Origin of the sequence: Aeromonas sp. R10-1 (assembly GCF_040908465.1) — a bacterium.
Lineage (GTDB): Bacteria > Pseudomonadota > Gammaproteobacteria > Enterobacterales > Aeromonadaceae > Aeromonas > Aeromonas caviae.
Genome location: NZ_JBFODT010000027.1, coordinates 15,427 through 35,203, shown reverse-complemented (window position 1 = coordinate 35,203; position 19,777 = coordinate 15,427). Strand labels below are relative to the sequence as shown.

Annotated in this window: 20 protein-coding genes; 12 read left to right on the top strand and 8 right to left on the bottom strand. The window is 64.1% G+C overall.

What is annotated here, in order from left to right; all coding sequences use genetic code 11:
• The first annotated feature begins 2 nt into the window (after window positions 1–2).
• The 3 genes from edd to AB5Y93_RS14090 all read left to right on the top strand — a co-directional run bounded on the left by edd (window position 3) and on the right by AB5Y93_RS14090 (window position 3,279).
• Window positions 3–1,799, top strand: a complete 1,797-nt coding sequence (gene edd / locus AB5Y93_RS14100) for a phosphogluconate dehydratase (RefSeq protein ID WP_039039503.1) — start codon at window positions 3–5, stop codon at window positions 1,797–1,799.
• Between the two features lie 9 nt (window positions 1,800–1,808).
• Window positions 1,809–2,450: a bifunctional 4-hydroxy-2-oxoglutarate aldolase/2-dehydro-3-deoxy-phosphogluconate aldolase gene (locus AB5Y93_RS14095; protein ID WP_368229650.1), complete on the top strand. Its 642-nt coding sequence runs from the start codon at window positions 1,809–1,811 to the stop codon at window positions 2,448–2,450.
• 136 nt (window positions 2,451–2,586) lie between these two features.
• Window positions 2,587–3,279 carry an AraC family transcriptional regulator gene (locus AB5Y93_RS14090; RefSeq protein WP_139736782.1) on the top strand — a complete coding sequence of 231 codons (693 nt, stop codon included), beginning with the start codon at window positions 2,587–2,589 and terminating at the stop codon, window positions 3,277–3,279.
• A 55-nt stretch (window positions 3,280–3,334) separates the two neighbouring features.
• Here the strand turns inward: AB5Y93_RS14090 and AB5Y93_RS14085 are convergent, their stop codons facing one another.
• Both AB5Y93_RS14085 and AB5Y93_RS14080 read right to left on the bottom strand, forming a co-directional pair.
• Window positions 3,335–3,724 carry a nuclear transport factor 2 family protein gene (locus AB5Y93_RS14085; RefSeq protein ID WP_041214080.1) on the bottom strand — a complete coding sequence of 130 codons (390 nt, stop codon included), beginning with the start codon at window positions 3,722–3,724 and terminating at the stop codon, window positions 3,335–3,337.
• Window positions 3,725–3,834: 110 nt separating this feature from the next.
• Window positions 3,835–4,842: a substrate-binding domain-containing protein gene (locus AB5Y93_RS14080; RefSeq protein WP_039039499.1), complete on the bottom strand. Its 1,008-nt coding sequence runs from the start codon at window positions 4,840–4,842 to the stop codon at window positions 3,835–3,837.
• A gap of 88 nt (window positions 4,843–4,930) precedes the next feature.
• Between AB5Y93_RS14080 and AB5Y93_RS14075 the strand changes: the two genes are divergently transcribed.
• Complete coding sequence (locus AB5Y93_RS14075) at window positions 4,931–5,581, top strand: Qnr family pentapeptide repeat protein (RefSeq protein ID WP_042864588.1); 651 nt, start codon at window positions 4,931–4,933, stop codon at window positions 5,579–5,581.
• 206 nt (window positions 5,582–5,787) lie between these two features.
• On the opposite strand, the gene AB5Y93_RS14070 is transcribed toward AB5Y93_RS14075, so the two are convergent.
• Both AB5Y93_RS14070 and gpmM read right to left on the bottom strand, forming a co-directional pair.
• The gene (locus AB5Y93_RS14070) at window positions 5,788–7,191 is read right to left on the bottom strand and encodes a peptidoglycan DD-metalloendopeptidase family protein (RefSeq protein WP_368229648.1); all 1,404 of its coding nucleotides are present in this window, start codon (window positions 7,189–7,191) and stop codon (window positions 5,788–5,790) included.
• Window positions 7,192–7,200: 9 nt separating this feature from the next.
• Window positions 7,201–8,730, bottom strand: coding sequence for a 2,3-bisphosphoglycerate-independent phosphoglycerate mutase (gene gpmM, locus AB5Y93_RS14065; RefSeq protein ID WP_045522397.1), 1,530 nt, complete (start codon window positions 8,728–8,730; stop codon window positions 7,201–7,203).
• 347 nt (window positions 8,731–9,077) lie between these two features.
• Here gpmM and AB5Y93_RS14060 point away from each other — a divergent pair, with 347 nt between their 5' ends.
• Genes AB5Y93_RS14060 through gpsA form a run of 3 tightly spaced genes read left to right on the top strand, consistent with a single transcriptional unit; the run spans window position 9,078 to window position 11,034 of the window.
• Window positions 9,078–9,509, top strand: coding sequence for a rhodanese-like domain-containing protein (locus AB5Y93_RS14060; protein WP_010672546.1), 432 nt, complete (start codon window positions 9,078–9,080; stop codon window positions 9,507–9,509).
• Between the two features lie 47 nt (window positions 9,510–9,556).
• Window positions 9,557–10,027: a protein-export chaperone SecB gene (secB, locus tag AB5Y93_RS14055; protein ID WP_010672547.1), complete on the top strand. Its 471-nt coding sequence runs from the start codon at window positions 9,557–9,559 to the stop codon at window positions 10,025–10,027.
• Window positions 10,028–10,029: 2 nt separating this feature from the next.
• Entirely contained in the window at window positions 10,030–11,034 is a 1,005-nt protein-coding gene (gene gpsA, locus AB5Y93_RS14050; RefSeq protein ID WP_010672548.1) for an NAD(P)H-dependent glycerol-3-phosphate dehydrogenase, read from the top strand.
• 72 nt (window positions 11,035–11,106) lie between these two features.
• Here the strand turns inward: gpsA and nfuA are convergent, their stop codons facing one another.
• Together nfuA and AB5Y93_RS14040 are read right to left on the bottom strand one after the other, a co-directional pair.
• Complete coding sequence (gene nfuA / locus AB5Y93_RS14045; protein ID WP_010672549.1) at window positions 11,107–11,685, bottom strand: Fe-S biogenesis protein NfuA; 579 nt, start codon at window positions 11,683–11,685, stop codon at window positions 11,107–11,109.
• Between the two features lie 148 nt (window positions 11,686–11,833).
• A complete protein-coding gene (locus AB5Y93_RS14040) occupies window positions 11,834–12,562 on the bottom strand; it encodes a ComF family protein (protein WP_029313494.1) in 729 nt (242 codons plus the stop codon).
• Between the two features lie 38 nt (window positions 12,563–12,600).
• Here AB5Y93_RS14040 and bioH point away from each other — a divergent pair, with 38 nt between their 5' ends.
• The 3 genes from bioH (at window position 12,601) to AB5Y93_RS14025 (ending at window position 14,434) form a co-directional block, all read left to right on the top strand.
• The gene (gene bioH, locus AB5Y93_RS14035; protein ID WP_041212176.1) at window positions 12,601–13,365 is read left to right on the top strand and encodes a pimeloyl-ACP methyl ester esterase BioH; all 765 of its coding nucleotides are present in this window, start codon (window positions 12,601–12,603) and stop codon (window positions 13,363–13,365) included.
• A 72-nt stretch (window positions 13,366–13,437) separates the two neighbouring features.
• Entirely contained in the window at window positions 13,438–13,671 is a 234-nt protein-coding gene (locus tag AB5Y93_RS14030) for a hypothetical protein (protein WP_010672552.1), read from the top strand.
• A gap of 1 nt (window position 13,672) precedes the next feature.
• Entirely contained in the window at window positions 13,673–14,434 is a 762-nt protein-coding gene (locus AB5Y93_RS14025; protein WP_368229646.1) for a putative metalloprotease CJM1_0395 family protein, read from the top strand.
• Between the two features lie 58 nt (window positions 14,435–14,492).
• Here the strand turns inward: AB5Y93_RS14025 and AB5Y93_RS14020 are convergent, their stop codons facing one another.
• Together AB5Y93_RS14020 and greB are read right to left on the bottom strand one after the other, a co-directional pair.
• On the bottom strand, window positions 14,493–16,799 hold the full coding sequence (locus AB5Y93_RS14020; RefSeq protein WP_368153940.1) for a Tex family protein: 2,307 nt from the start codon (window positions 16,797–16,799) through the stop codon (window positions 14,493–14,495).
• A 267-nt stretch (window positions 16,800–17,066) separates the two neighbouring features.
• Complete coding sequence (gene greB, locus AB5Y93_RS14015; protein WP_041214073.1) at window positions 17,067–17,540, bottom strand: transcription elongation factor GreB; 474 nt, start codon at window positions 17,538–17,540, stop codon at window positions 17,067–17,069.
• Window positions 17,541–17,742: 202 nt separating this feature from the next.
• Here greB and ompR point away from each other — a divergent pair, with 202 nt between their 5' ends.
• Window positions 17,743–18,462, top strand: a complete 720-nt coding sequence (gene ompR / locus AB5Y93_RS14010) for a two-component system response regulator OmpR (RefSeq protein WP_010672556.1) — start codon at window positions 17,743–17,745, stop codon at window positions 18,460–18,462.
• Window positions 18,459–19,769, top strand: coding sequence for a two-component system sensor histidine kinase EnvZ (gene envZ / locus AB5Y93_RS14005; RefSeq protein ID WP_010672557.1), 1,311 nt, complete (start codon window positions 18,459–18,461; stop codon window positions 19,767–19,769). The genes ompR and envZ overlap by 4 nt, the downstream gene beginning before the upstream one ends.
• The last annotated feature ends 8 nt before the right edge of the window (window positions 19,770–19,777 follow it).

The window sequence follows — 19,777 nt, the reverse complement described above, 5'->3', positions numbered from 1 at the left end:
CTATGACCCATCCCGTGATCACCCAGGTGACCAACCGCATCCGCGAGCGCAGCACCGCCCGCCGTGCCCGCTTCCTGGCCCGCATCCAGCGCCAGGCCGATCAGGGCAAGACCCGCGCCTCCCTCTCCTGCGGCAACCTGGCCCACGCCGTGGCCGCCTCGAGCTGTGACGAGAAGGGGCGGATCCTCGACATGACCCGCGCCAACGTGGCCATCGTCACCGCCTACAACGACATGCTGAGTGCCCATCAGCCCTATCAGGGCTACCCGGACATCATCAAGGGCGCCCTGGCCGAGCTCGGCCACAGCGCCCAGGTCGCCGGCGGCGTGCCCGCCATGTGCGACGGCGTGACCCAGGGTCAGCCGGGGATGGACATGTCCCTCTTCTCCCGGGACCTCATCGCCCAGGCCACCGCGGTCTCCCTCTCCCACAACACCTTCGACGCCACCCTGCTGCTCGGCATCTGCGACAAGATTGCCCCGGGCCAGATCATGGGGGCGCTTTCCCACGCCCACCTGCCCACCGCCTTCGTGCCTGCCGGCCCCATGGCGAGCGGCATCAGCAACGACGAGAAGGTGAAGGTGCGCCAGCAGTACGCTGCCGGTGAAGTGGGCCGCGACGCCCTGCTCAAGATGGAGTGCGGCGCCTACCACGCGGCGGGCACCTGCACCTTCTACGGCACCGCCAACACCAACCAGCTGGTGTTCGAAGCCATGGGCCTGATGCTGCCGGGCTCCGCCTTCGTGCATCCGCACAGCGAGCTGCGCCACGCCCTCACCGAGGAAGCGGCCCGCCGCATCAGCGCCATGATCCCGGGCTCCCCGGCCTATCGCCCCCTGAGTGCGGTGATCGACGAGCGCGCCCTGGTCAACGGCCTGGTGGCCCTGCTCGCCTCCGGCGGCAGCACCAACCACAGCATCCACATGGTGGCGCTGGCCCGCGCCGCCGGGCTGGAGCTGACCTGGGACGACCTGAGTGATCTCTCCGACGTGGTGCCGCTCCTGGTGCGCATGTACCCGAACGGCCCGGCGGACGTCAACGCCTTCGAACAGGCGGGGGGCGTGCCTGGCCTGATGCGTCGTCTGGCCGAAGAGGGGCTGATCCACATGGATGCCACCCCGGTCTTCGGCGAGATGCAGGACTACCTCAGCCGTCCGGCACTGGTGGATGGCAAGCTGGTGTGGCAACCGGTGGGCGAGAGCGCGGATCCGAGCGTGCTCTCCCCCTCTGGCAGCGAGTTCCAGGCCACCGGCGGCACCAAGCTGCTGGCGGGCAACCTGGGCCGCGCCGTGGTCAAGGTCTCCGCCGTCGCGCCCGAGTATCGGGTCATCGAGGCCCCGGCCCGGGTCTTCTCCTCCCAGCATGCGGTGGAGGCGGCCTACAAGGCCGGTGAGTTGAACCAGGACGCCGTCATCGTGGTGCGCCACAACGGCCCGGCCGCCAACGGCATGCCGGAGCTGCACAAGCTGATGCCGGTGCTTGGCAACCTGCAGAAGGCGGGTCACAAGGTGGCCCTGGTCACCGACGGCCGTCTCTCCGGCGCCTCCGGCAAGATCCCGGCCGCCATCCACGTCACCCCGGAAGCGCTGCACGGCGGGGCCATCGGCCTGCTTGCCGATGGCGACCTGCTGCGGGTGGATGCCGAGTCAGGCCGCCTCGACTGCCTGACCGATTTGAGCGGCCGTACCCAGGCCGAGATCGACCTCACCCTGGAACAAGAGGGGTGGGGCCGTGAACTGTTCAGCGTGATGCGTCGCGCGGTATCGAGCGCCGAGTGCGGCGCCACCATCTTTGACTAAGGAAGAGCTATGCAGAACTGGAAAGTGACCCCTGCCGAGGTGTTTGCCGCCTCCCCCCTGGTACCCGTGATGGTCATCAACGACCTGGAGCAGGCCCTGCCCATGGCCAAGGCCCTGCTGGATGGTGGCATCTCGGTGTTCGAGATCACCCTGCGCACCCCGGTGGCGCTGGACGCCATCACCCTCATCGCCAAGGCGATGCCGGATGCCATGGTCGGTGCCGGTACCGTGCTCAACTGCGCGCAGTTTGATGCCGCCGTCGCTGCCGGTGCCCGCTTCGTCATCTCCCCGGGCATGACCCCGGCCCTGCTGGCCCACGCGGCCAAGAGCACGGCGCCGCTGATCCCGGGGGTGGCCACCCCGTCCGAGGTGATGCAGGCGCTGGAAGCGGGCTACGACCACCTCAAATTCTTCCCGGCCGAGGCGAACGGCGGCACCAAGGCACTCTCCGCCATCGCGGCGCCCCTGCCCCAGGTGAAATTCTGCCCCACCGGCGGCATCGGCCCGAAAAACGTGGCCGACTACCTGGCGCTGAAATGTGTGGCCACCGTCGGCGGCTCCTGGATGCTGCCGGCAGACGCCGTCAAGAGCGGCAACTGGGAGGAGGTGACCCGCCTCTCCCGGGAAGCGGTTGAAATGGTTAAACGCTAAGCAAATATCGTTTAGAAAAATTAAACAGGCCACCCCCGGGTGGCCTGCTGTTTTTCCGCCCCCGGAGGGGGGGCCGTTTGCTTCCGGCCTCGCCCTGGCTTAAGGTCGGGGGCTGCCCCTCTCCCCTGGAGCCTTCATGTCCTGTCTGCATCCATCCTACCCGCAAGGGCACTTCACCGCGCTGCACTGCCACCCCCATGCCCAATACTGCTATCTGCACGACGGGGGCGGCATCATCACGGGGCGAGGGGAGGGAGAACTGCTGGTGGCGGGCCAGATCTGCTTTATTCCGGCGGGGTGGGAGCACGAGTTTCGCGTGCTGCGCCGCTCCCGGCTCTCCCTCCTCTATGTGCCGACGTCGGCCCGCACCGCCTTCGGCCCCTTGCAGGCCAGCCCGCTGCTGGCGGGCCTCTTCGCCCGCCTGCCCGAGCTGGCCGAGGAGGAGGTGAAAGGGGCCTATCTGACGGTGCTTGGCCAGGAGCTGGAGCGCGCCGACCCGCTCGCGGCGCGCATTCCCCTCGCCGGGGCGCTGGACCCGCGCCTGCTGCGGGTGCTGGACAGGGTGTGCCAGGCACCCGCCATCCATCTGACGCTGACGGCGCTGGCGGCAGATTGCGGCGCCTCGGTGCGTACCCTTAACCGGCTCTTCCTCCAGCAGCTGGGGTGCAGCTTTCGCCAGTGGCGGGAGCAGGTGGTGCTGGGACGGGCGCGCCAGTTGCAGCACCGGGGGCTCACGCTGGCCCAGATCGCCGATCGGCTCGGCTACGAGGATCCCGGCGCCTTGTCCCGCGCCCTCCAGCGCCTTGCCCGACGCGAACCGGCGGCCTGAGGGCCCGTCGTCTGCCTTCCTGCCCGCCATGGCGGTGTCTGCGGGTTGCCGGCAGTCAGCGCCGCGAGCCTATATCCGCATCCTCCTTGCTGCCTGCCAGCAGGCAGGTCACCTCGTCGGTGTGGCAGATCCGATCGCCGCGAAAGGTGAAGAGGCCGCTCACCTTGCAGACCAGGGTGCCGCCGTCCTGGCGGGTGGCCCGTACCACATGGGTCGAGTGCACCCGCTCCCCCTGCGCCAGGGTGGCGACAAACTCGATGCTCGCACCGGCCAGATGGCGGCGCAGTGTGGCGATGTGCTGGTGAAACGCCGGGTAGTCGAGCCGCTCGCCGTTCACCTCCTGGCAGTAGTCGGGGGTGAACCAGGCGTCGAGCTCCGCCAGGGGGAAGGCGGGATCGCAGATGACGCGCTGCAGGCAGGCTTTCAATCGTTCGGTGTGGTGCATGGTCTGCTCCTGACAGGTTGGATGGAGGAGCCAGCATAGGCCAGGGGGCGGCGAGGGGAGAGGGGAGAAGGCGCCATCATGGCGGTCGAACGCGCCATGATGGCCAGGGATCAGCCGAGGCTTTCCCCCTCATAGAGGGAGAAGCCGATGTCCTTGCACCTGGTCGCCAGCGGCTGGCCGCCGAGGCGGGCCAGCAGCATGATGGCGGCTTCGCGACCTATGGTCTCGCGGGGGGTGACGATGCTGGCGAGCTTGGGGGTCATGGCGTGGCCGATGTCGAGGGCGTTGCTGCCGGCGATGGCCACCTGCTGGGGCACCGGGATCCACCTGGCCTGGCATTGCAGCAGTGCCCCCACCGCCAGGTCGTCGTTGGTGCAGAACAGGCCGTCGAGATCGGGGAAGCGCGCCATGGCCTGGGCCAGCAGCTCTCCCCCCAGGGTGAAGCTGGAGGATTGCTCCGTCAGCAGGTGCTGGCCGGTCAGACCGAAATCGGCCATCGCCTGGTAGTAGCCTTCCATTCGCAGCTGGGTGCGCACGTCGAGCCGGGCGCCGAGGTAGATCACCTTGCGCCGTCCCCGGCGCAGCATCTCTGTTACCATGGCCCGGGCGGCGGCCCGGTGATCCATGCCCACCACCATGTCGATGGGGGAGAGGGGCAGATCCATGGTCTCCACCACCGGGATGCCGGCGGTGGCGATCATCTTGCGGGTGCGCTCGGTGTGCTGGGTGTCCGAGAGGATGAGCCCGTCCACGTTGTAGGAGAGGAGCGAGGCGACCTGCTCCTCCTCCCGCTCCGGGCTGTAGCCGTAGTGGGCGAGCAGGGTCTGGTAGCCGGCGGGCCGGGTCACCGCCTCGATGCCGTGGATCACCGCCGAGAAGACCTGGTTGGAGAGGGAGGGGATCAGGATGCCAATCGCCTTGCTGGTGGCGTTCGACAGCATGTCCGGCGCCCGGTTCGGGATGTAGCCGAGCTCCTCCACCGCGGCGGCGATGCGCTCGCGGGTCCCTTCGGCCACGGCGGACGGGTCGCGCAGGTAGCGGCTGACGGTCATCTTGGTGACACCGGTCAGGTCGGCAATGTCCTGCAGGGTAGGGCGGCGCTTGCGGGTGTCGTTCATCTGGGGATCCGGCAAAAAATGTTACACGTAACATTACCGTTTTTGCACGGCAATGTCAGCATATGACGCCATCAACAGGGGGCAGGGGATGATCAAGGGCAGGTGTTTCGAGGGGATCCACTTCGAGCAGCAGGAGGTGGAGGGGGAGCAGTTCCAGGGGTGCCGCTTCATCGGCTGTCACTTCTCCTGGCTGGATCTCGGGGAGAGCCGCTTCGTCGACTGCAGCTTCTATGACAGGGAACGGGAGCTGGGATGCCTGTTTCAGGGCTGCGATCTGAGGGAGGCGAGCTTCCTGCGCTGCGATCTCACCCTGGCGGACTTCGGCCGCAGCCAGTGTCTTGGGCTGGAGATGCGCGACTGCCAGGCCATGGGGATCAACTTCGCCCATGCCAGCTTCGCCAACCGGATCACTGCCAAAAGCTATTTCTGCGAGGCCCACCTCACCGGCAACAACTTCAGCTACGCCAACTTCGAAAGCTGCCTGCTGGAGCGGTGCGAGCTTGCCGGAAACCGCTGGCAGGGGGCCAACCTGCTGGGCGCCTCCCTGGCAGGCTCGGATCTCAGCGGCTCCGAGTTCGGGCAAATCGACTGGACCAGCTTCAACCTGCAAGGCTGCGATCTGCGCCAGTGCGATCTACCCGGTCTGGATCTGCGCCGGGTCAACCTCGCCGGGGTGCAGATCAATGAAGATCAGCAGCAGGGGCTGCTGGAGCAGATCGGGCTGGTGGTCTTCCCCTGAGCGGGGTGGAAAAGAGGTAAGTTTTCATCATCGGGGCGGGCGGTGTGGTGCCTCCCCTGCCAAGCAAAAAGCCTGCGCGATGCAGACTTTTTGTCAGGTGAAGTGGTAAACGACGCGGTGTTGCTGTCTTTTGCTCCCTGCCCCCCTCGCGGGAGAAGGGCTGGGGATGAGGTAGCGGACTCCACTCGGGCACCGACAAGGCGGGCCTAGCGTCTGGCCAGCCACTTGGTCGGGTTGATGGCCTCGCCCTGATAGCGGATCTCGAAGTAGAGGCCGGAGCGCTCCTGTCCGCCGCTGTCGCCGACCAGGGCCACGGGCTCACCCTGCTCCACCTTTTGTCCCACCTGGCGCAGCAGCGACTGGTTGTGGCCGTAGAGGCTCATGTAGCCCTTGCCGTGGTCGATGACCAGCAGCATGCCGAAGCCGTCGAGCCAGTCGGCGTAGACCACCTGTCCCGGTGCCACCGCCTTGACCTGGGTCCCTTCGCTGGCGCCGATCAGGGTGCCCTTCCACTTCAGCTCGGCGGTACGCGGCGAGCCGTAGGAGATGAGGATGGGGCCCTGCACCGGCCAGCGCAGGTTGCCACCCGTGCTCAGACCGCCGTAGCCGTTGCTGCTCGCCTTGGCGCTGTTGCGGGCGGCCGCTTGCTGCTGCGCCACCTTGGCCTGCTGTTCGGCGACGCGCTGCTGCTGGGCCGCCAGCCGCTGCTGTTCGCCGACCTGGCGCTGCTGGGCCGCGATCCGCTGCTGCTCCTCGATGCGTTTCTGTTCGGCTGCCAGGCGCTGGGCCTCCAGACGGCGCTGGCGCTCCTGCTCGGCCTTGATCTTGGCGAGGCGCTCCCGCTCGGCCCGTTCGCGGCGTTCCTTTTCTTCCTGCTGGCGACGCAGCTCTTCCAGCCGCGCCTTGAGCGCTTTCTCCGCCTTGACCAGCTTGTCGAGCTTCTGCTCGTCGGCCTGCACCGACTGCTGCAACTGGTTACGCACCTTGGCACGGCTCTGCTGGCTGGCCAGCAGGCTCTGGTGATGCTCCTGCTGCTCGCCGAGCAGGGTCTGGAGGCGGTTCTCGGTCTCTTTGGTGGCCTGCTGGTTCTTGGCCAGCTTGTCACGGGTGGCGCGCAGGGCTTCGATGGCCTCGATACGGGCCTTGTTGAGGTAGTCGAAATAGTCGAGGGCGCGGCTCAGCTTGGCCGGATCCTGCTGGTTGAGCAGCAGTTTGAGGTAATCGTGGTTGCCCGCCTGGAAGGCGCTTTCCGCCTGCTTGGCCAGCAACTGTTTCTGATGTTTTGCTTGTTGCTCCAGTGCCAGCTTGTCCTGCTGCAGGGACGCCAGCTTCTGCTGGTTCTGCCGGAGTTGCTGTTTGGTCTGCTCGAGTTTGGCGGCGGCAGCCGAAATGGCCTGCTCGTCAGCCTTGAGCTGGGTGTTGAGCTTGGCAAGCTCCTGCTTGCTGAGCTTGAGGGTCTGTTGCTGTTCCTTGATCTGGGACTGCATGGCCCCCAGCTGCTGGTTCGCAGCCTGGGCTGTGCCGGTACCGCCGATCAGGCAAAAAAACAGCGCGCCGGCCAACAGGCCGACGCGACTGGTTTTCTGTGAAATAATTTCGCATCCCCGCATGGGGCAGGATTATTTCAGAATCATCAGGGGCTTGCCAGTCATTTCCGGCGGCACCGGCAGACCCATCAGGGTCAGCATGGTGGGGGCCAGATCGGACAGTTTGCCACCTTCGGCGACCTCGGCTTTACGACCGAAGTAGATGAGGGGAACCGGCAGATTGGTGTGGGCGGTGTGGGCCTGACCAGTCTCTTCGTCCATCATCTTCTCGGCGTTGCCATGGTCGGCGGTGATGAGGCACTCGCCGCCCACTTCCGCCAGGGCGTCGGTGACGCGACCGATGCAGTGGTCGACCGCTTCACAGGCTTTGACGGCCGCATCGAACACGCCGGTGTGACCGACCATGTCGCCGTTCGGGTAGTTGCAGATGATGACGTCGTACTTGCCGCTCTTGATGGCCGCAACCAGCTTGTCGGTCAGCTCTTCGGAGCTCATCTCCGGCTGCAGGTCATAGGTAGCCACTTTCGGGCTCGCTACGATTTCGCGATCTTCGCCAGTGAAGCAGGCCTCTTCGCCACCGTTGAAGAAGAAGGTGACGTGGGCGTACTTCTCGGTCTCGGAGATGCGCAGCTGGGTCTTGCCCTGCTTGGCCAGCCACTCACCCAGGGTGTTGACCAGGGCGGTGGGCGGATAGGCGCAGGCGGTTTTGATGTCGGCCGCGTATTCGGTCAGCATCACGAAGTGCAGGGCCGGGGTGGCGGTGCGGGCGAAGCCGGTGAAGTCGCTGTCGACGAAGGCGCGGGTGATTTCGCGGGCGCGGTCGGCACGGAAGTTCATAAAGATCAGCGCGTCGCCGTCGATCATCGGTACAGCGTCGCCGATGCGGGTGGCCTTGACGAACTCGTCGTTCTCGTCGCGGGCATAGGCGGCGGCCAGCGCGTCGGTGGCGTTGTCGGCGGTGAATTCGCCCTTGCCCTGGGTCATCAGGTCATAGGCCTGCTGCACGCGATCCCAGCGGTTGTCGCGGTCCATGGCGTAGTAACGACCGATCATGGAGGCGAAACGACCCTTGCCCAGTCGGGCAAACAGGGCGTCGAACAGCTCGATGGAGGACTGGGCACTGCGCGGCGGGACGTCGCGGCCATCCAGGAAGGCGTGGAAGTAGATCTGCTCGGCGCCACGCTTGGCGGCCATCTCGATCATGCCCATGATGTGCTCTTCGTGGCTGTGTACGCCACCCGGGGACATCAGACCCATGATGTGCACGGCCTTGCCCTTGGTCACGGCAGCGTCGACAGCCTTGGCCAGCTCGACGTTCTGGAAGAAGTCGCCGTCCTGGATGTCCTTGGAGATGCGGGTCAGCTCCTGATAGACGACGCGACCGGCACCGATGTTGGTGTGGCCCACTTCGGAGTTGCCCATCTGGCCGTCCGGCAGACCCACGTCCAGGCCGGAGCCGGAGATCAGGGTGCTGGTGTAGTCACGGGCCAGGCGATCCAGATTGGGGGTCTTGGCGGCAGCAACGGCGTTGTACTCTTGCTTGGTGCTGTAGCCCCAACCGTCCATGATGACCAGAACCAGCGGTTTCTTAGCTGTTGACATAAGGCTATGTCCTCTCGGATAGGAATGAATTGCGGGAAGTGAAACTAGCGTAATATTACTACATCTGCCGAAATAGTCACCTGATAGCCAAGTCCCTCTCCAGCCTCGCTTTTTAACTGTTATCCCGCTGTTTTAGGCATGTTGCCGGCTTGTCTGCCGCGGCGGGTTTTCCTCTGTTTCCCCCTCTTTTCGGCATGGAGCATCCTCTCGTTCGGCCCGGTTGGAGGAGGAAGAATCGGCAGCCATCCCTGATGGGAGCTTGCTCTCGCTTTGCCGCCAAGATGGCTGATCTTATGCAGGGCCCCATGTATACTCGGGCCCTTGTCTTGGTCCCTGGATAGTAGAAGATGCAAGAGTATTTGGATTTCGCGGCCCGCAATCCGCTGCTGACCGCAGCCTGGTTGGGCCTGGCAGGCACCCTGGTGTATACCACTGTGCGTGCTCGTTTTTCTCCGGTGAAGGCGGTCAACAACCACGCCGCTACCCTGCTTATCAACCGTGAAAATGCCACCGTCGTGGACATTCGCAGTCAGGATGAATTTGCCAAGGGCCATCTGGCCGGGGCCCATCACCTGCCGCTCGCCCAGATCCAGGCGAATAATCTGGGTCCGGTTGAAAAGCACAAGGATGCCCCCATCATAGTGGTGTGCGAGTCGGGGATGACCGCTGGTGGCGCGGGTCGCCAACTGAGCAAGGCCGGTTTCAAGCAGGTGTATGTGCTCAGCGGTGGCATGGCCCAATGGCGTGCAGACAATCTGCCGGTGACCAAAAAACGCTGATTTAAGGGCCTGCGCCCACTCATTATCTTAAAAAGGAATCAAACGAAATGGCTGACGAAATCAACAACCAGGAAGTGCAACCGGAATTCCACATCCAGCGTGTCTACACCAAGGATGTCTCCTTCGAAGCCCCGAATACCCCGCACATCTTCCAGAAAGAGTGGCAGCCGGACGTCAAGCTGGACATGGACACCAAGACCAATGTCCTGGCCGACAGCGTCTATGAAGTGGTGCTGACCCTGACTGTCACCTGCAAGCTGGAAACCGAGACCGCCTTCCTGTGCGAAGTGCAGCAAGCCGGCATCTTCACCATCGGCAACCTGCCTGAGCCGCAACTGGCCCACTGCCTGGCGGCCTTCTGCCCGAACATCCTGTTCCCGTATGCCCGCGAAGCGGTGTCCAACCTGGTGAGCAAGGGTTCCTTCCCGCAACTGAACCTGGCACCGGTCAACTTCGACGCCCTGTTCGCCCAGCACATGGCGCAGGTACAGGCCCAGCAGGCGACTGCGGAAGCCTGATAATGGCCGACCAGATCGCAATCTCGGTCCTGGGGGCGGGGTCTTATGGCTCCGCCCTTGCCATTTCTCTGGCGCGCAATGGTCATCCGACCCTGCTGTGGGGTCACGACCCTGCCCATGTCGCCGAGCTGGAACAGGATCGCTGCAACAAGGCATTCTTGCCGGATGTCCCCTTCCCGGCCGATCTGCAACTGACGTCGGATCTGCAGGCGGCGGTGCAAGCCGCTCCCGTGCTGCTGCTGGTGGTGCCGAGCCATGTGTTCGGCCAGGTACTGGCCCGGGTCAAACCCTTCCTGCGCCCGGATACCCGGATCGCCTGGGCGACCAAGGGGCTGGAGCCGGACAGCGGCCGTCTGCTGCAAGAGGTGGCGCGGGAGGTGCTGGGGGATGCCATTCCACTGGCGGTCATCTCGGGCCCGACCTTCGCCCGCGAGCTGGCTGCCGGTCTGCCGACCGCCATCTCGGTGGCCTCGACCCACGACGACTTTGCTGACGATCTCTCCCACCTGCTGCACTGCGGCCGCTCGTTCCGGGTCTATACCAATCCGGACTTCATCGGTCTGCAGCTGGGCGGGGCGGTCAAGAACGTCATCGCCATCGGTGCCGGTCTCTCCGACGGACTCGGCTTTGGCGCCAACGCCAGAACCGCGCTCATCACCCGGGGCCTGGTGGAGATGCAGCGCCTCGGCGCCGCCCTCGGGGCCGACGCCAAGACCTTCATGGGGATGGCGGGGCTCGGGGATCTGGTGCTGACCTGTACCGACAACCAGTCGCGCAACCGCCGTTTCGGTCTGGCGCTGGGAGCGGGCAAGTCGGTTGACACCGCCATGGCCGAGATAGGCCAGGTGGTGGAAGGCTATCGCAACACCAAAGAAGTGCATCTGCTGGCGGCCCGTTGCGGCGTCGAGATGCCCATCTGCGAACAGATCTTCAAGGTGCTGTACGAGGGCAAGAATCCGAAAGAGGCGGCCATCGCCTTGCTGTCGCGAGACAAGAAGGACGAGTGATCTTCTGCCAGCCGCAGCATGCAAAAGGCCCCGCCAACTGGCGGGGCCTTTTCTTTGCCGCAAGGGGGCAAATCAGTAGTAGGAGTGGTCGCCGCGCTGGTGCTCGGTGGCATCCTTGACGCCGTTGAGCTCGCCCGGGAATTTCTCCAGCAACTGCTTCTCGATCCCCTCTTTCAGGGTGTAGTCGACCATGGAGCAACCGTTGCAACCGCCGCCAAACTGCAGGATGGCCAGTTTGTCGTCGGTCAGCTCGACCAGGGTGACCTTGCCGCCGTGACCGGCCAGCATGGGGTTCACCTCGGACATCAGCACGTATTCGATACGGTCGATCAGCGGGGCGTCGTCGGCCACCTTGCGCATCTTGGCGTTGGGGGCTTTCAGGGTGAGCTGGGAGCCCATCTGATCGGTGACGAAATCGATGGTGGCATCCACCAGGAAGGGGGCGCTCAGGGGATCGACCAGGCAGTCGAAGCCGCTGAAGGGCAGGTGCTGATCTTCCGGATCGACCGCGTCGGGTGGGCAATAGGATACGCCGCACTCGGCATTCTGGGTTCCCGGATTGACCACAAACACCCGGATGTTGGTGCCATCAGGCTGCTTCTCCAGCAACTTGCGGAAGTGGGCCTGGGCGGTGTCGGAAATGCTGATCATCACTATCCTCATAAACCTGAGTGTACGACTAGGGTATTCATGATAACTCGCTTGGCGGGGCTTGGGTAGCGTGCCGATGGCGAGCCTGTGAGCCCGGGCGTATCGGAATCATGCCGCCAGCGGACTCCCGGGCCGGATCCCAGCCCGGTTATTTCAGGTGTCGGAGGGTACGGCAGATGGCCCACACCTCTACCGTGGTGACGCCGTGCTCATGAAGCAACCGGGTGAGCTGACCTGCGGTGGCGCCCGTGGTGACCACATCATCGAGCAGTGCCACATGCCGGTAGTGGTGAGGTTCTATTTCGAAGGCGCCACGCAGATTGCGTCGTCGCTGGCCGGCACTGAGCCGGGTCTGTTGCGGGGTCGACCTTGTCCGGCGCAGTACGCGGGTGTCGCAAGGAATGCCGGTGAGTGCGCTCAGGGCATGGCCGATTTCTTCTGCCTGATTGAAGCCGCGCCACCACTGGCGCCACCAGTGCAGGGGAACCGGAATGATGACCTGCGGCGGGTTGGCGAGGTCCAGATGGTCTGCCAGCAGGCGGGCAAGCAGCGGCGCGAGCAGGATCTGACCGGAATACTTCAGCCGGGGGATGAGCTGGGCATAGGGTGCCTGATAGTCGCCGATCACCTGCAAACGCTCCCAGGGGGCGGGTCTGCGCTGGCAGCGTCCGCACAGCAGTTCGCTCTCGCGATGTTGCTCCGGCAGCGGTGCTGCACACATCAGGCATCGTCTGTCGTGCTGGCGCTGGGCGTGGCGGCACCAGGAGCACAACAAGGGCGTCTCGTCACAGGGTTGGCGACAGAGCAGGCACAGACCGAGCCAGTCGGACTGGGTGCCAAGGATCGGACTTGCTTTGGCGAGCAGCCGCTTTAACATGCAGGCTCCAAGCAGATAAACAGGGATCTTGAGTCTAGATGAGCGTATCGGTTGAGCGGTTTGGCCAGGGCCCGGACCTGGTGTTGTTGCATGGCTGGGGCATGAACGGGGCCGTCTGGCACGGTATTGCCCAAGAACTGGCTGCCCACTATCGGCTGCATCTGGTGGACCTGCCCGGCTTTGGCAACAGCCCCCTGCAAGCAGGGACAGACTACACCCTGCCCTGGCTGGCAGAGCAGGTGGCGGCCATATTACCTGAAAAATGCCATCTGCTCGGCTGGTCCCTCGGTGGTCTGGTGGCGAGTCAGTTGGCGCTGACCATGCCTGAACGCCTTCACTCTCTCATTACCGTAGCCAGCTCTCCCTGCTTCATGGCCCGCGACGAGTGGCCCGGGATTGCCCCCAAGGTGCTGGCAGGGTTCAACCAGATGCTGGCCGGCGACTTCATGCAGACCATAGAGCGCTTTCTCGCGATCCAGGCCATGGGCAGCGAGCACGCCAGAAACGACATTCGCCAGTTGCGTCACTGGCTGGCGGAGCGACCCGCTCCCCGGCTTGCGGCCCTGGAGGCGGGTCTGGGCCTGCTGGCCGAGGTCGATCTGCGGGATGAACTGATCGGCCTGGATCTGCCCTGGCTGCGTCTTTACGGCAGGCTGGATACCCTGGTGCCGAAGGCCGCCATTCCCTTGCTGGATGCGCGCTACCCTGCCAGCCACAGTCTGGTGCTGGAGAAGGCATCCCATGCTCCCTTCATCTCCCATCCAGAGCAGTTCATCACCCTCCTGCGGCAGTTCATTGACTGAGATTTGAGCGGCAGGCTTCAATAACTCGTCAGGTTGATGGATAATTAGCCAACCCTACAGAGGAGTGTGCCAATGCGTATCGAATCAGCCATGACGGCGGGCGTGCAGGGGTTCCAACGAGCCGAGCAGTTGGCCGGACAGGCGTCCAGCCAGATCGCCCGTCTCAATACGCCAGCGGGTGATCAGGTGCAGTTGCCGGATGAACTGGTGAATCTCAAGGTGGCCGAGCTGCATGCCGGGGCATCCGCCAAGGTGATCCAGACGGCCAGCGACATGCTGGGCACCCTGATCGATATCCGGGTGTGACATGAACATCAACGTCAGTCTGCCGACCATTATTCCGAATCAACTGCAGCCGCAGACGGAATCGGCACAGACTGACAACCGCCGTGCAGAACTGGTGCCCCCCAGCCGCCAGAGCGAAGCGTCCAACGCGGAGTCCGGCGTCGGTTCCCAGAAAGAGAGATCCCGGGCCGCCCAGGCCAATCCCGCCACCCCATCCTCGTCCACGAAAGAGAACGGCCAGACCGGCCCCGTGATGGTGGCGCACCGTTTTGTCGAGGCAACGGGGGAGGAGGGGGAGCGTCGACAACGTCAGGAGGGTGAGCAGCAGGAGCAGCAAAAGCAGCAGCGTCAGGTGGCTGCGCTGGTCGAACGGGATCTCGAAGTTCGCAAGCACGAGCAGGCTCACCAGGCAGCCGGCGGCGAGCATGCGGGGAGCCCTACCTACCAGTTTTCCCGTGGGCCGGATGGCAAGCGTTATGCCACCGGGGGGGAGGTGGTCATCGACATGGGGACCATTCCCGGGGATCCCGCCGCGACCATCGCCAAGATGCAGCAGGTGCGTGCCGCTGCACTGGCTCCCGATGAACCATCGTTACAAGACCTGAGTGTGGCCCGTGCCGCCTCTGGCAAGGAGGCACAGGCCCGCAAGGATCTGATGACCCTCAGGCAGGAAACCACAGGCCCGCTCGGTGCTTATATGGACAATCGAAACCAGGTGATTGCCAGGCACTATCAGCAAGCGGTGAGGCCAGCCTCCCCGCATAGCCTGAGTCAGGACGTTTGATCCCGCTCCGTGCAGGCATGAAAAAGCCCCTTTCGGGGCTTTTTTGCATTCTGGGGACTTATTTCTTCAGTTTCGACAGGGCAGCCGCGAAGGCGTTGCCCATGGCGCCCTCGGTCGGAGCGCTCTGACGGGGCGCCTGTTTCGGTCGGGCGTTGCCGGTGTGACGCGGCTCGGCCGGTTTGCGTGCAGGCTGGCCGGCTTTTTCATCCAGACGCATGGTCAGACTGATGCGTTTGCGCGGTACGTCGACTTCCAGCACCTTGACCCGGACGATGTCACCGGCCTTGACCACCTCGCGGGGATCCTTGACGAAGCGATCGGTGAGGGAAGAAATGTGCACCAGCCCGTCCTGATGGACGCCGATGTCGACGAAGGCGCCGAAGTTGGTGACGTTGGTGACCACACCCTCCAACACCATCTCGGGCACCAGATCGCTGATTTTCTCCACCCCTTCCTTGAAGGTGGCGGTCTTGAACTCGGGACGCGGGTCGCGGCCGGGCTTGTCCAGTTCGCCGATGATGTCGGTGACGGTAGGCACCCCGAACTGCTCGTCGGTGTAGTCGGTGGGCTTGAGGGTGCGCAGCAGGCTGCTGTTGCCGAGCAGGCTGTCCACGGTCTGCTCCAGCTTGGCGAGGATCCGCTCCACCACAGGGTAGGATTCCGGGTGCACCGCCGAGCCGTCCAGCGGATTGCTGCCGCCCCGAATGCGCAGGAAGCCAGCGCACTGCTCGAATGCCTTGGGCCCGAGCCGGCTTACTTTCAGCAACTGCTGACGACTCTTGAAGGCGCCGTTCTCGTCGCGGTAGGCGACGATGTTCTGGGCCAGGGTCTGGGAGAGGCCGGAAACCCGGTTGAGCAGGGCGACCGAGGCGGTATTCACATCCACCCCCACCGCGTTCACGCAATCCTCGACCACCGCATCGAGGCGGCGGGCCAGCTGGCTCTGGCCGACGTCGTGCTGGTACTGGCCCACACCTATGCTCTTGGGATCGATCTTGACCAGCTCCGCCAGGGGATCCTGCAGCCGGCGAGCGATGGAGACGGCGCCGCGAATGGAGACGTCGAGATCCGGGAATTCCTGGGAGGCGAGCTCGGAGGCGGAGTAGACCGATGCCCCCGCTTCACTGACCACGATTTTCTGCGCCTTGGCGGCCGGGTAGCGCTCGAACAGATCGCTCACCAGACGGTCGGTTTCCCGGGATGCGGTGCCGTTGCCGATGCTGATGAGCTCGACCTTGTGCTTCTGGCACAGCTCGCTCAGAGTCTTGAGACTCTGGTCAACCTGGCGCTTGGGTTCGAACGGATAGATGGTCGCGTGATCGACCAGCTTGCCGGTGGCATCCACCACCGCCACCTTGACCCCGGTGCGGATGCCGGGATCCAGCCCCATGGTGCAGCGCATGCCAGCCGGTGCCGCCATCAGCAGATCCTTGAGGTTCATGGCGAACACCTTGATCGCCTCCTCCTCTGCTGACTCGCGGATGCGGCCGATCAGCTCGGTTTCCATCTGCAAGGAGAGCTTGATCTTCCAGGTCCAGCTCACCACCCCCTGCAGCCACTTGTCGGCCGGGCGACTTTGCAGGTTGAGTCTGAGGTGATGGGCGATGATCCCTTCGCAGGGGCTGGTACCCTCATCCTCGCCGGTGACCAGCGCCAGGTTGAGGATCCCCTCGTTGCGGCCGCGCAACATGGCCAGCACCCGGTGGGAGGGGGCCTTGTGCAGGGGTTCGTCGTGTTCGAAGTAGTCCTTGAACTTGGCCCCTTCCTGCTCCTTGCCGGCCACCACGCGGGCGCGCAGGGTGGCGTTCTGCCACAGGTAGTCCCGCAGCTTCTCGAGGAGATCGGCCTGCTCGGCGAAACGCTCCATCAGGATGTAGCGGGCACCGTCGAGGGCGGCCTTGCCGTCGGTGATCCCCTGCTCGGCATTGAGGAAGCGAACCGCCTCCTGTTCGGGATCCTTCATGGGGTCACCCAGCAGCAAATCCGCCAGTGGCTCCAACCCCGCCTCGATGGCCATCTGCCCCTTGGTGCGCCGCTTGGGCTTGTAGGGGAGGTAGAGGTCTTCCAGCCGGGTCTTGCTGTCGGCGTCGTTCAGCTCGCGGGCCAGCTCGGGGGTCAGTTTGCCCTGCTCTTCGATGGAGCGCAGGATCACCTGGCGGCGATCCGCCAGTTCACGCAGGTAGCCGAGGCGGCTCTCCAGGGTACGCAGCTGGCTGTCGTCCAGACCGCCGGTCACCTCTTTGCGGTAACGGGCGATGAAGGGAACGGTCGCGCCTTCGTCCAGCAGGCGAACGGCTGCCTGCACCTGTTCCGGGCGGGCATTCAGCTCACCGGCGATCTGATGTTCTATTACGTGGCTTTGCATGGAGGGTCTCTTGGTCGGGTCCTGTCTAACTGGTCAGCGTGGGGCTATGTCGCCAAACAGGGGGTCTGTCCTGGCGATACTTTAGATACCTGCCAGGCCACTGCCGCGCGGGCCGGTTGGCGCCGCAAGGCGCCGGATGTGAGCACTATATGGGGTCGGGCAGCGGGATGCCACCCTGGCCGACAAGGCGGGGAGGGGGTCTTCAGCTCGCCGGGTTGACTCTCCTGCCCGCCCTGGGCGGTGACCGCCAGTATGACGGTGGCTGGCTCATTGGGAATAGCTGATCTCATTGACGTACCAGCAGGCGTCACCCACTGGCGTTTGCACCATGGCTTCATCGCCCACCTCCTTCTTGAGCAGGGCGCGGGCCATGGGGGAGTCGATGGAGATGTAATCCTTGCGGCCGAAGATCTCGTCATAGCCGACGATGCGAAAGCGCTTGGTCTCACCCTCGTCGTTTTCCACCTCGACCCAGGCGCCGAAGAAGACCTTGCCCTCCTGGGAGGGGGAGTAGTCGACTATGGTCAGCTCTTCCAGGCACTTGCGCAGGTAGCGAACCCGGCGGTCGATCTCCCGCAGGCGTTTCTTGTTGTACTGGTAATCGGCATTCTCGCTGCGATCACCCAGGCTCGCCGCCCAGGCCACTTTTTTGGTGACATCGGGCCTCTCCTCCCGCCAGAGCATGTCGTGCTCCTGCCGGAGCCTGGTGTAGCCTTCACGGGTAATGAGTTTGGTTTTCATGGGGTTATCACTCCCTCGCCAATTGCATCCGGTTGCTCGGGATCTTAGTCATTGTCGCCGCGCTGTCGAGCAAAAAGCAGAGCTGGCCATCCATCCTTCCCGGCTCCGGGGCCGAATGAGGGCAATAACCGGTAACATATTTATGCTTTGTGGTTGCAGGGGGCGGCTCTAGTATGAGGGGAGACAGAAAAGAGAGGTGGCAATGAGTCAGCAATACAAGGTCCTGGTGGTGGACGACGATCTGAAACTGCGTTCCTTGCTGGAGCGCTACCTCACCGAGCAGGGGTTTGTAGTGCGGGGTGTCGCCAACGGGGAGCAGGCCGATCGCCTGCTGACGCGTGAAAACTTCAGCCTGATGGTGCTCGACCTGATGCTGCCGGGGGAAGACGGCCTCTCCATCTGCCGCCGCCTGCGTGAGGCCGGCAACCAGATCCCTGTTTTGATGCTCACCGCCAAGGGGGATGAAGTGGATCGCATCGTCGGCCTGGAGATGGGGGCCGACGATTATCTGCCAAAGCCGTTCAACCCCCGTGAGCTGCTGGCCCGGATCCGCGCCGTGCTGCGCCGCCATACCGTGGAGCTGCCCGGCGCCCCTTCCGCGGCGGAGAAGATGGTGAGTTTCGGGGCCTACCAGCTCAATCTGGCGACCCGTGAACTGAGCCGTGATGGCGAACCGGTTGCCCTGACCAGCGGGGAGTTCGCCGTGCTCAAGGTGCTGGTGAGTCATCCTCGCGAACCGCTCTCCCGTGACAAGCTGATGAACCTGGCCCGTGGTCGCGAGTACACGGCCACCGAGCGCAGCATTGATGTGCAGGTCTCCCGCCTGCGCCGCCTGCTGGAACAGGACCCGGCCCAGCCTCGCTATCTGCAGACCGTCTGGGGTCTGGGGTATGTGTTCGTACCGGACGGTGAGAACGCATGAAGAAAGTGGGCAGCATGTTCTCCCGCATGCTCTGGTTTCTGGCTGCCGTGCTGGTGGTCTATCAAGTCGTCTCCTACGTTACCTTCTACAACTACCTGCTGGCGCCGACCGTCAAGCAGATCAGCCACCTGCTGGCAAACCAGGTCAAACTCATCTTTCCGGTGGACAACAACCAGCTGGCGCTCAGTGAAGATGCCGAGGCGCTGGTCTATGTCACCACTGGCAGCGACATCTATACCCAGAGCGAGGCGGAGCAGCACGGGCTGAATGATTCCAAGCCCTACCCCTATCTGGAGCAGAGCATCAGCCGCGAATTGAAAGGGGATACCAGGGTCAGAGTTGAAATCCAGGATCACTATATCATCTGGATCCAGCCTCCCCAGGCCAGCCAGATGTGGGTGCGCATTCCCCTGACTGAAATTGAAGATGACGACATCGAACCGCTCATCCTCTATATGAGCGTCTTGCTGGTGGTGACCCTGTTTGCAGCCTGGCGTTTTGCCCGTCAGCTGGTGCGACCGCTGGAGGATCTGGAAGCGGGGGCCGTGGCGGTGGCGCGCGGCAACTTTCCCGATGCCCTGGGGGAGCAGGGCTCGCGGGAGGTGCGCCGCCTGACCCGCACCTTCAACCACATGTCGAGCTCCATCAAGGGGCTGATCGAGGAGCGCAACCTGATGATGGCCGGGGTATCCCACGATTTGCGCACCCCTCTCACCCGCATTCGTCTCGCAACCGAGATGATGTCCTCGGGGGATGAGTACCTCAAGGAGAGCATCAATGCGGATATCGATGAGTCGAACGGCATCATCGATCAGTTCATCGACTACATTCGCCCGAACGAGGGACTCGATGCCCGGCCCGTCGACCTGACCCAGCTCATTCACGATGCGTTGCTGATGCAGACCGATCAGGGACTGGAAGTGGAGCTGCTCCTGCCGGAGGAGGCGGTGCGTGTGGCCTGCCATCCCATCAGCATTCGCCGTATCCTCAACAATCTGTCGGGCAACTCCCTGCGCTATGGCGCGACCCGGTTGCAGGCCGAGCTCAGGGATGATGGCCACTGGGTGCGGCTGCGACTCTCCGACAATGGCCCGGGGATCGCAGAAGAGGACTACTCCCGGGTGCTCAAGCCCTTCACCCAGGGCAATGTGGCGCGCACCGGTGGAGGCAGCGGGCTGGGGTTGGCCATCGTTGCCAAGATAGTCTCCCAGCATCACGGCACCATCAGGTTGGGGCGCTCCGAACTGGGGGGCTTGCAGGTGGAGATCCGGCTACCCAAGAACCAGCCGCTGGAGTGGATGGATTGAAAGCAGGG

Bases quoted from the DNA above. Each gene is read 5' to 3' on its own strand.
- AB5Y93_RS14070 (WP_368229648.1), bottom strand. From the start codon at position 7,191: ATGCGGGGATGCGAAATTATTTCACAGAAAACCAGTCGCGTCGGCCTG.
- AB5Y93_RS14060 (WP_010672546.1), top strand. From the start codon at position 9,078: ATGCAAGAGTATTTGGATTTCGCGGCCCGCAATCCGCTGCTGACCGCA.
- AB5Y93_RS14090 (WP_139736782.1), top strand. From the start codon at position 2,587: ATGTCCTGTCTGCATCCATCCTACCCGCAAGGGCACTTCACCGCGCTG.
- ompR (WP_010672556.1), top strand. From the start codon at position 17,743: ATGAGTCAGCAATACAAGGTCCTGGTGGTGGACGACGATCTGAAACTG.
- secB (WP_010672547.1), top strand. From the start codon at position 9,557: ATGGCTGACGAAATCAACAACCAGGAAGTGCAACCGGAATTCCACATC.
- gpsA (WP_010672548.1), top strand. From the start codon at position 10,030: ATGGCCGACCAGATCGCAATCTCGGTCCTGGGGGCGGGGTCTTATGGC.
- AB5Y93_RS14025 (WP_368229646.1), top strand. From the start codon at position 13,673: ATGAACATCAACGTCAGTCTGCCGACCATTATTCCGAATCAACTGCAG.
- AB5Y93_RS14040 (WP_029313494.1), bottom strand. From the start codon at position 12,562: ATGTTAAAGCGGCTGCTCGCCAAAGCAAGTCCGATCCTTGGCACCCAG.
- edd (WP_039039503.1), top strand. From the start codon at position 3: ATGACCCATCCCGTGATCACCCAGGTGACCAACCGCATCCGCGAGCGC.
- AB5Y93_RS14095 (WP_368229650.1), top strand. From the start codon at position 1,809: ATGCAGAACTGGAAAGTGACCCCTGCCGAGGTGTTTGCCGCCTCCCCC.
- AB5Y93_RS14085 (WP_041214080.1), bottom strand. From the start codon at position 3,724: ATGCACCACACCGAACGATTGAAAGCCTGCCTGCAGCGCGTCATCTGC.
- gpmM (WP_045522397.1), bottom strand. From the start codon at position 8,730: ATGTCAACAGCTAAGAAACCGCTGGTTCTGGTCATCATGGACGGTTGG.
- AB5Y93_RS14030 (WP_010672552.1), top strand. From the start codon at position 13,438: ATGCGTATCGAATCAGCCATGACGGCGGGCGTGCAGGGGTTCCAACGA.
- AB5Y93_RS14080 (WP_039039499.1), bottom strand. From the start codon at position 4,842: ATGAACGACACCCGCAAGCGCCGCCCTACCCTGCAGGACATTGCCGAC.
- AB5Y93_RS14020 (WP_368153940.1), bottom strand. From the start codon at position 16,799: ATGCAAAGCCACGTAATAGAACATCAGATCGCCGGTGAGCTGAATGCC.
- nfuA (WP_010672549.1), bottom strand. From the start codon at position 11,685: ATGATCAGCATTTCCGACACCGCCCAGGCCCACTTCCGCAAGTTGCTG.
- AB5Y93_RS14075 (WP_042864588.1), top strand. From the start codon at position 4,931: ATGATCAAGGGCAGGTGTTTCGAGGGGATCCACTTCGAGCAGCAGGAG.
- bioH (WP_041212176.1), top strand. From the start codon at position 12,601: ATGAGCGTATCGGTTGAGCGGTTTGGCCAGGGCCCGGACCTGGTGTTG.
- envZ (WP_010672557.1), top strand. From the start codon at position 18,459: ATGAAGAAAGTGGGCAGCATGTTCTCCCGCATGCTCTGGTTTCTGGCT.
- greB (WP_041214073.1), bottom strand. From the start codon at position 17,540: ATGAAAACCAAACTCATTACCCGTGAAGGCTACACCAGGCTCCGGCAG.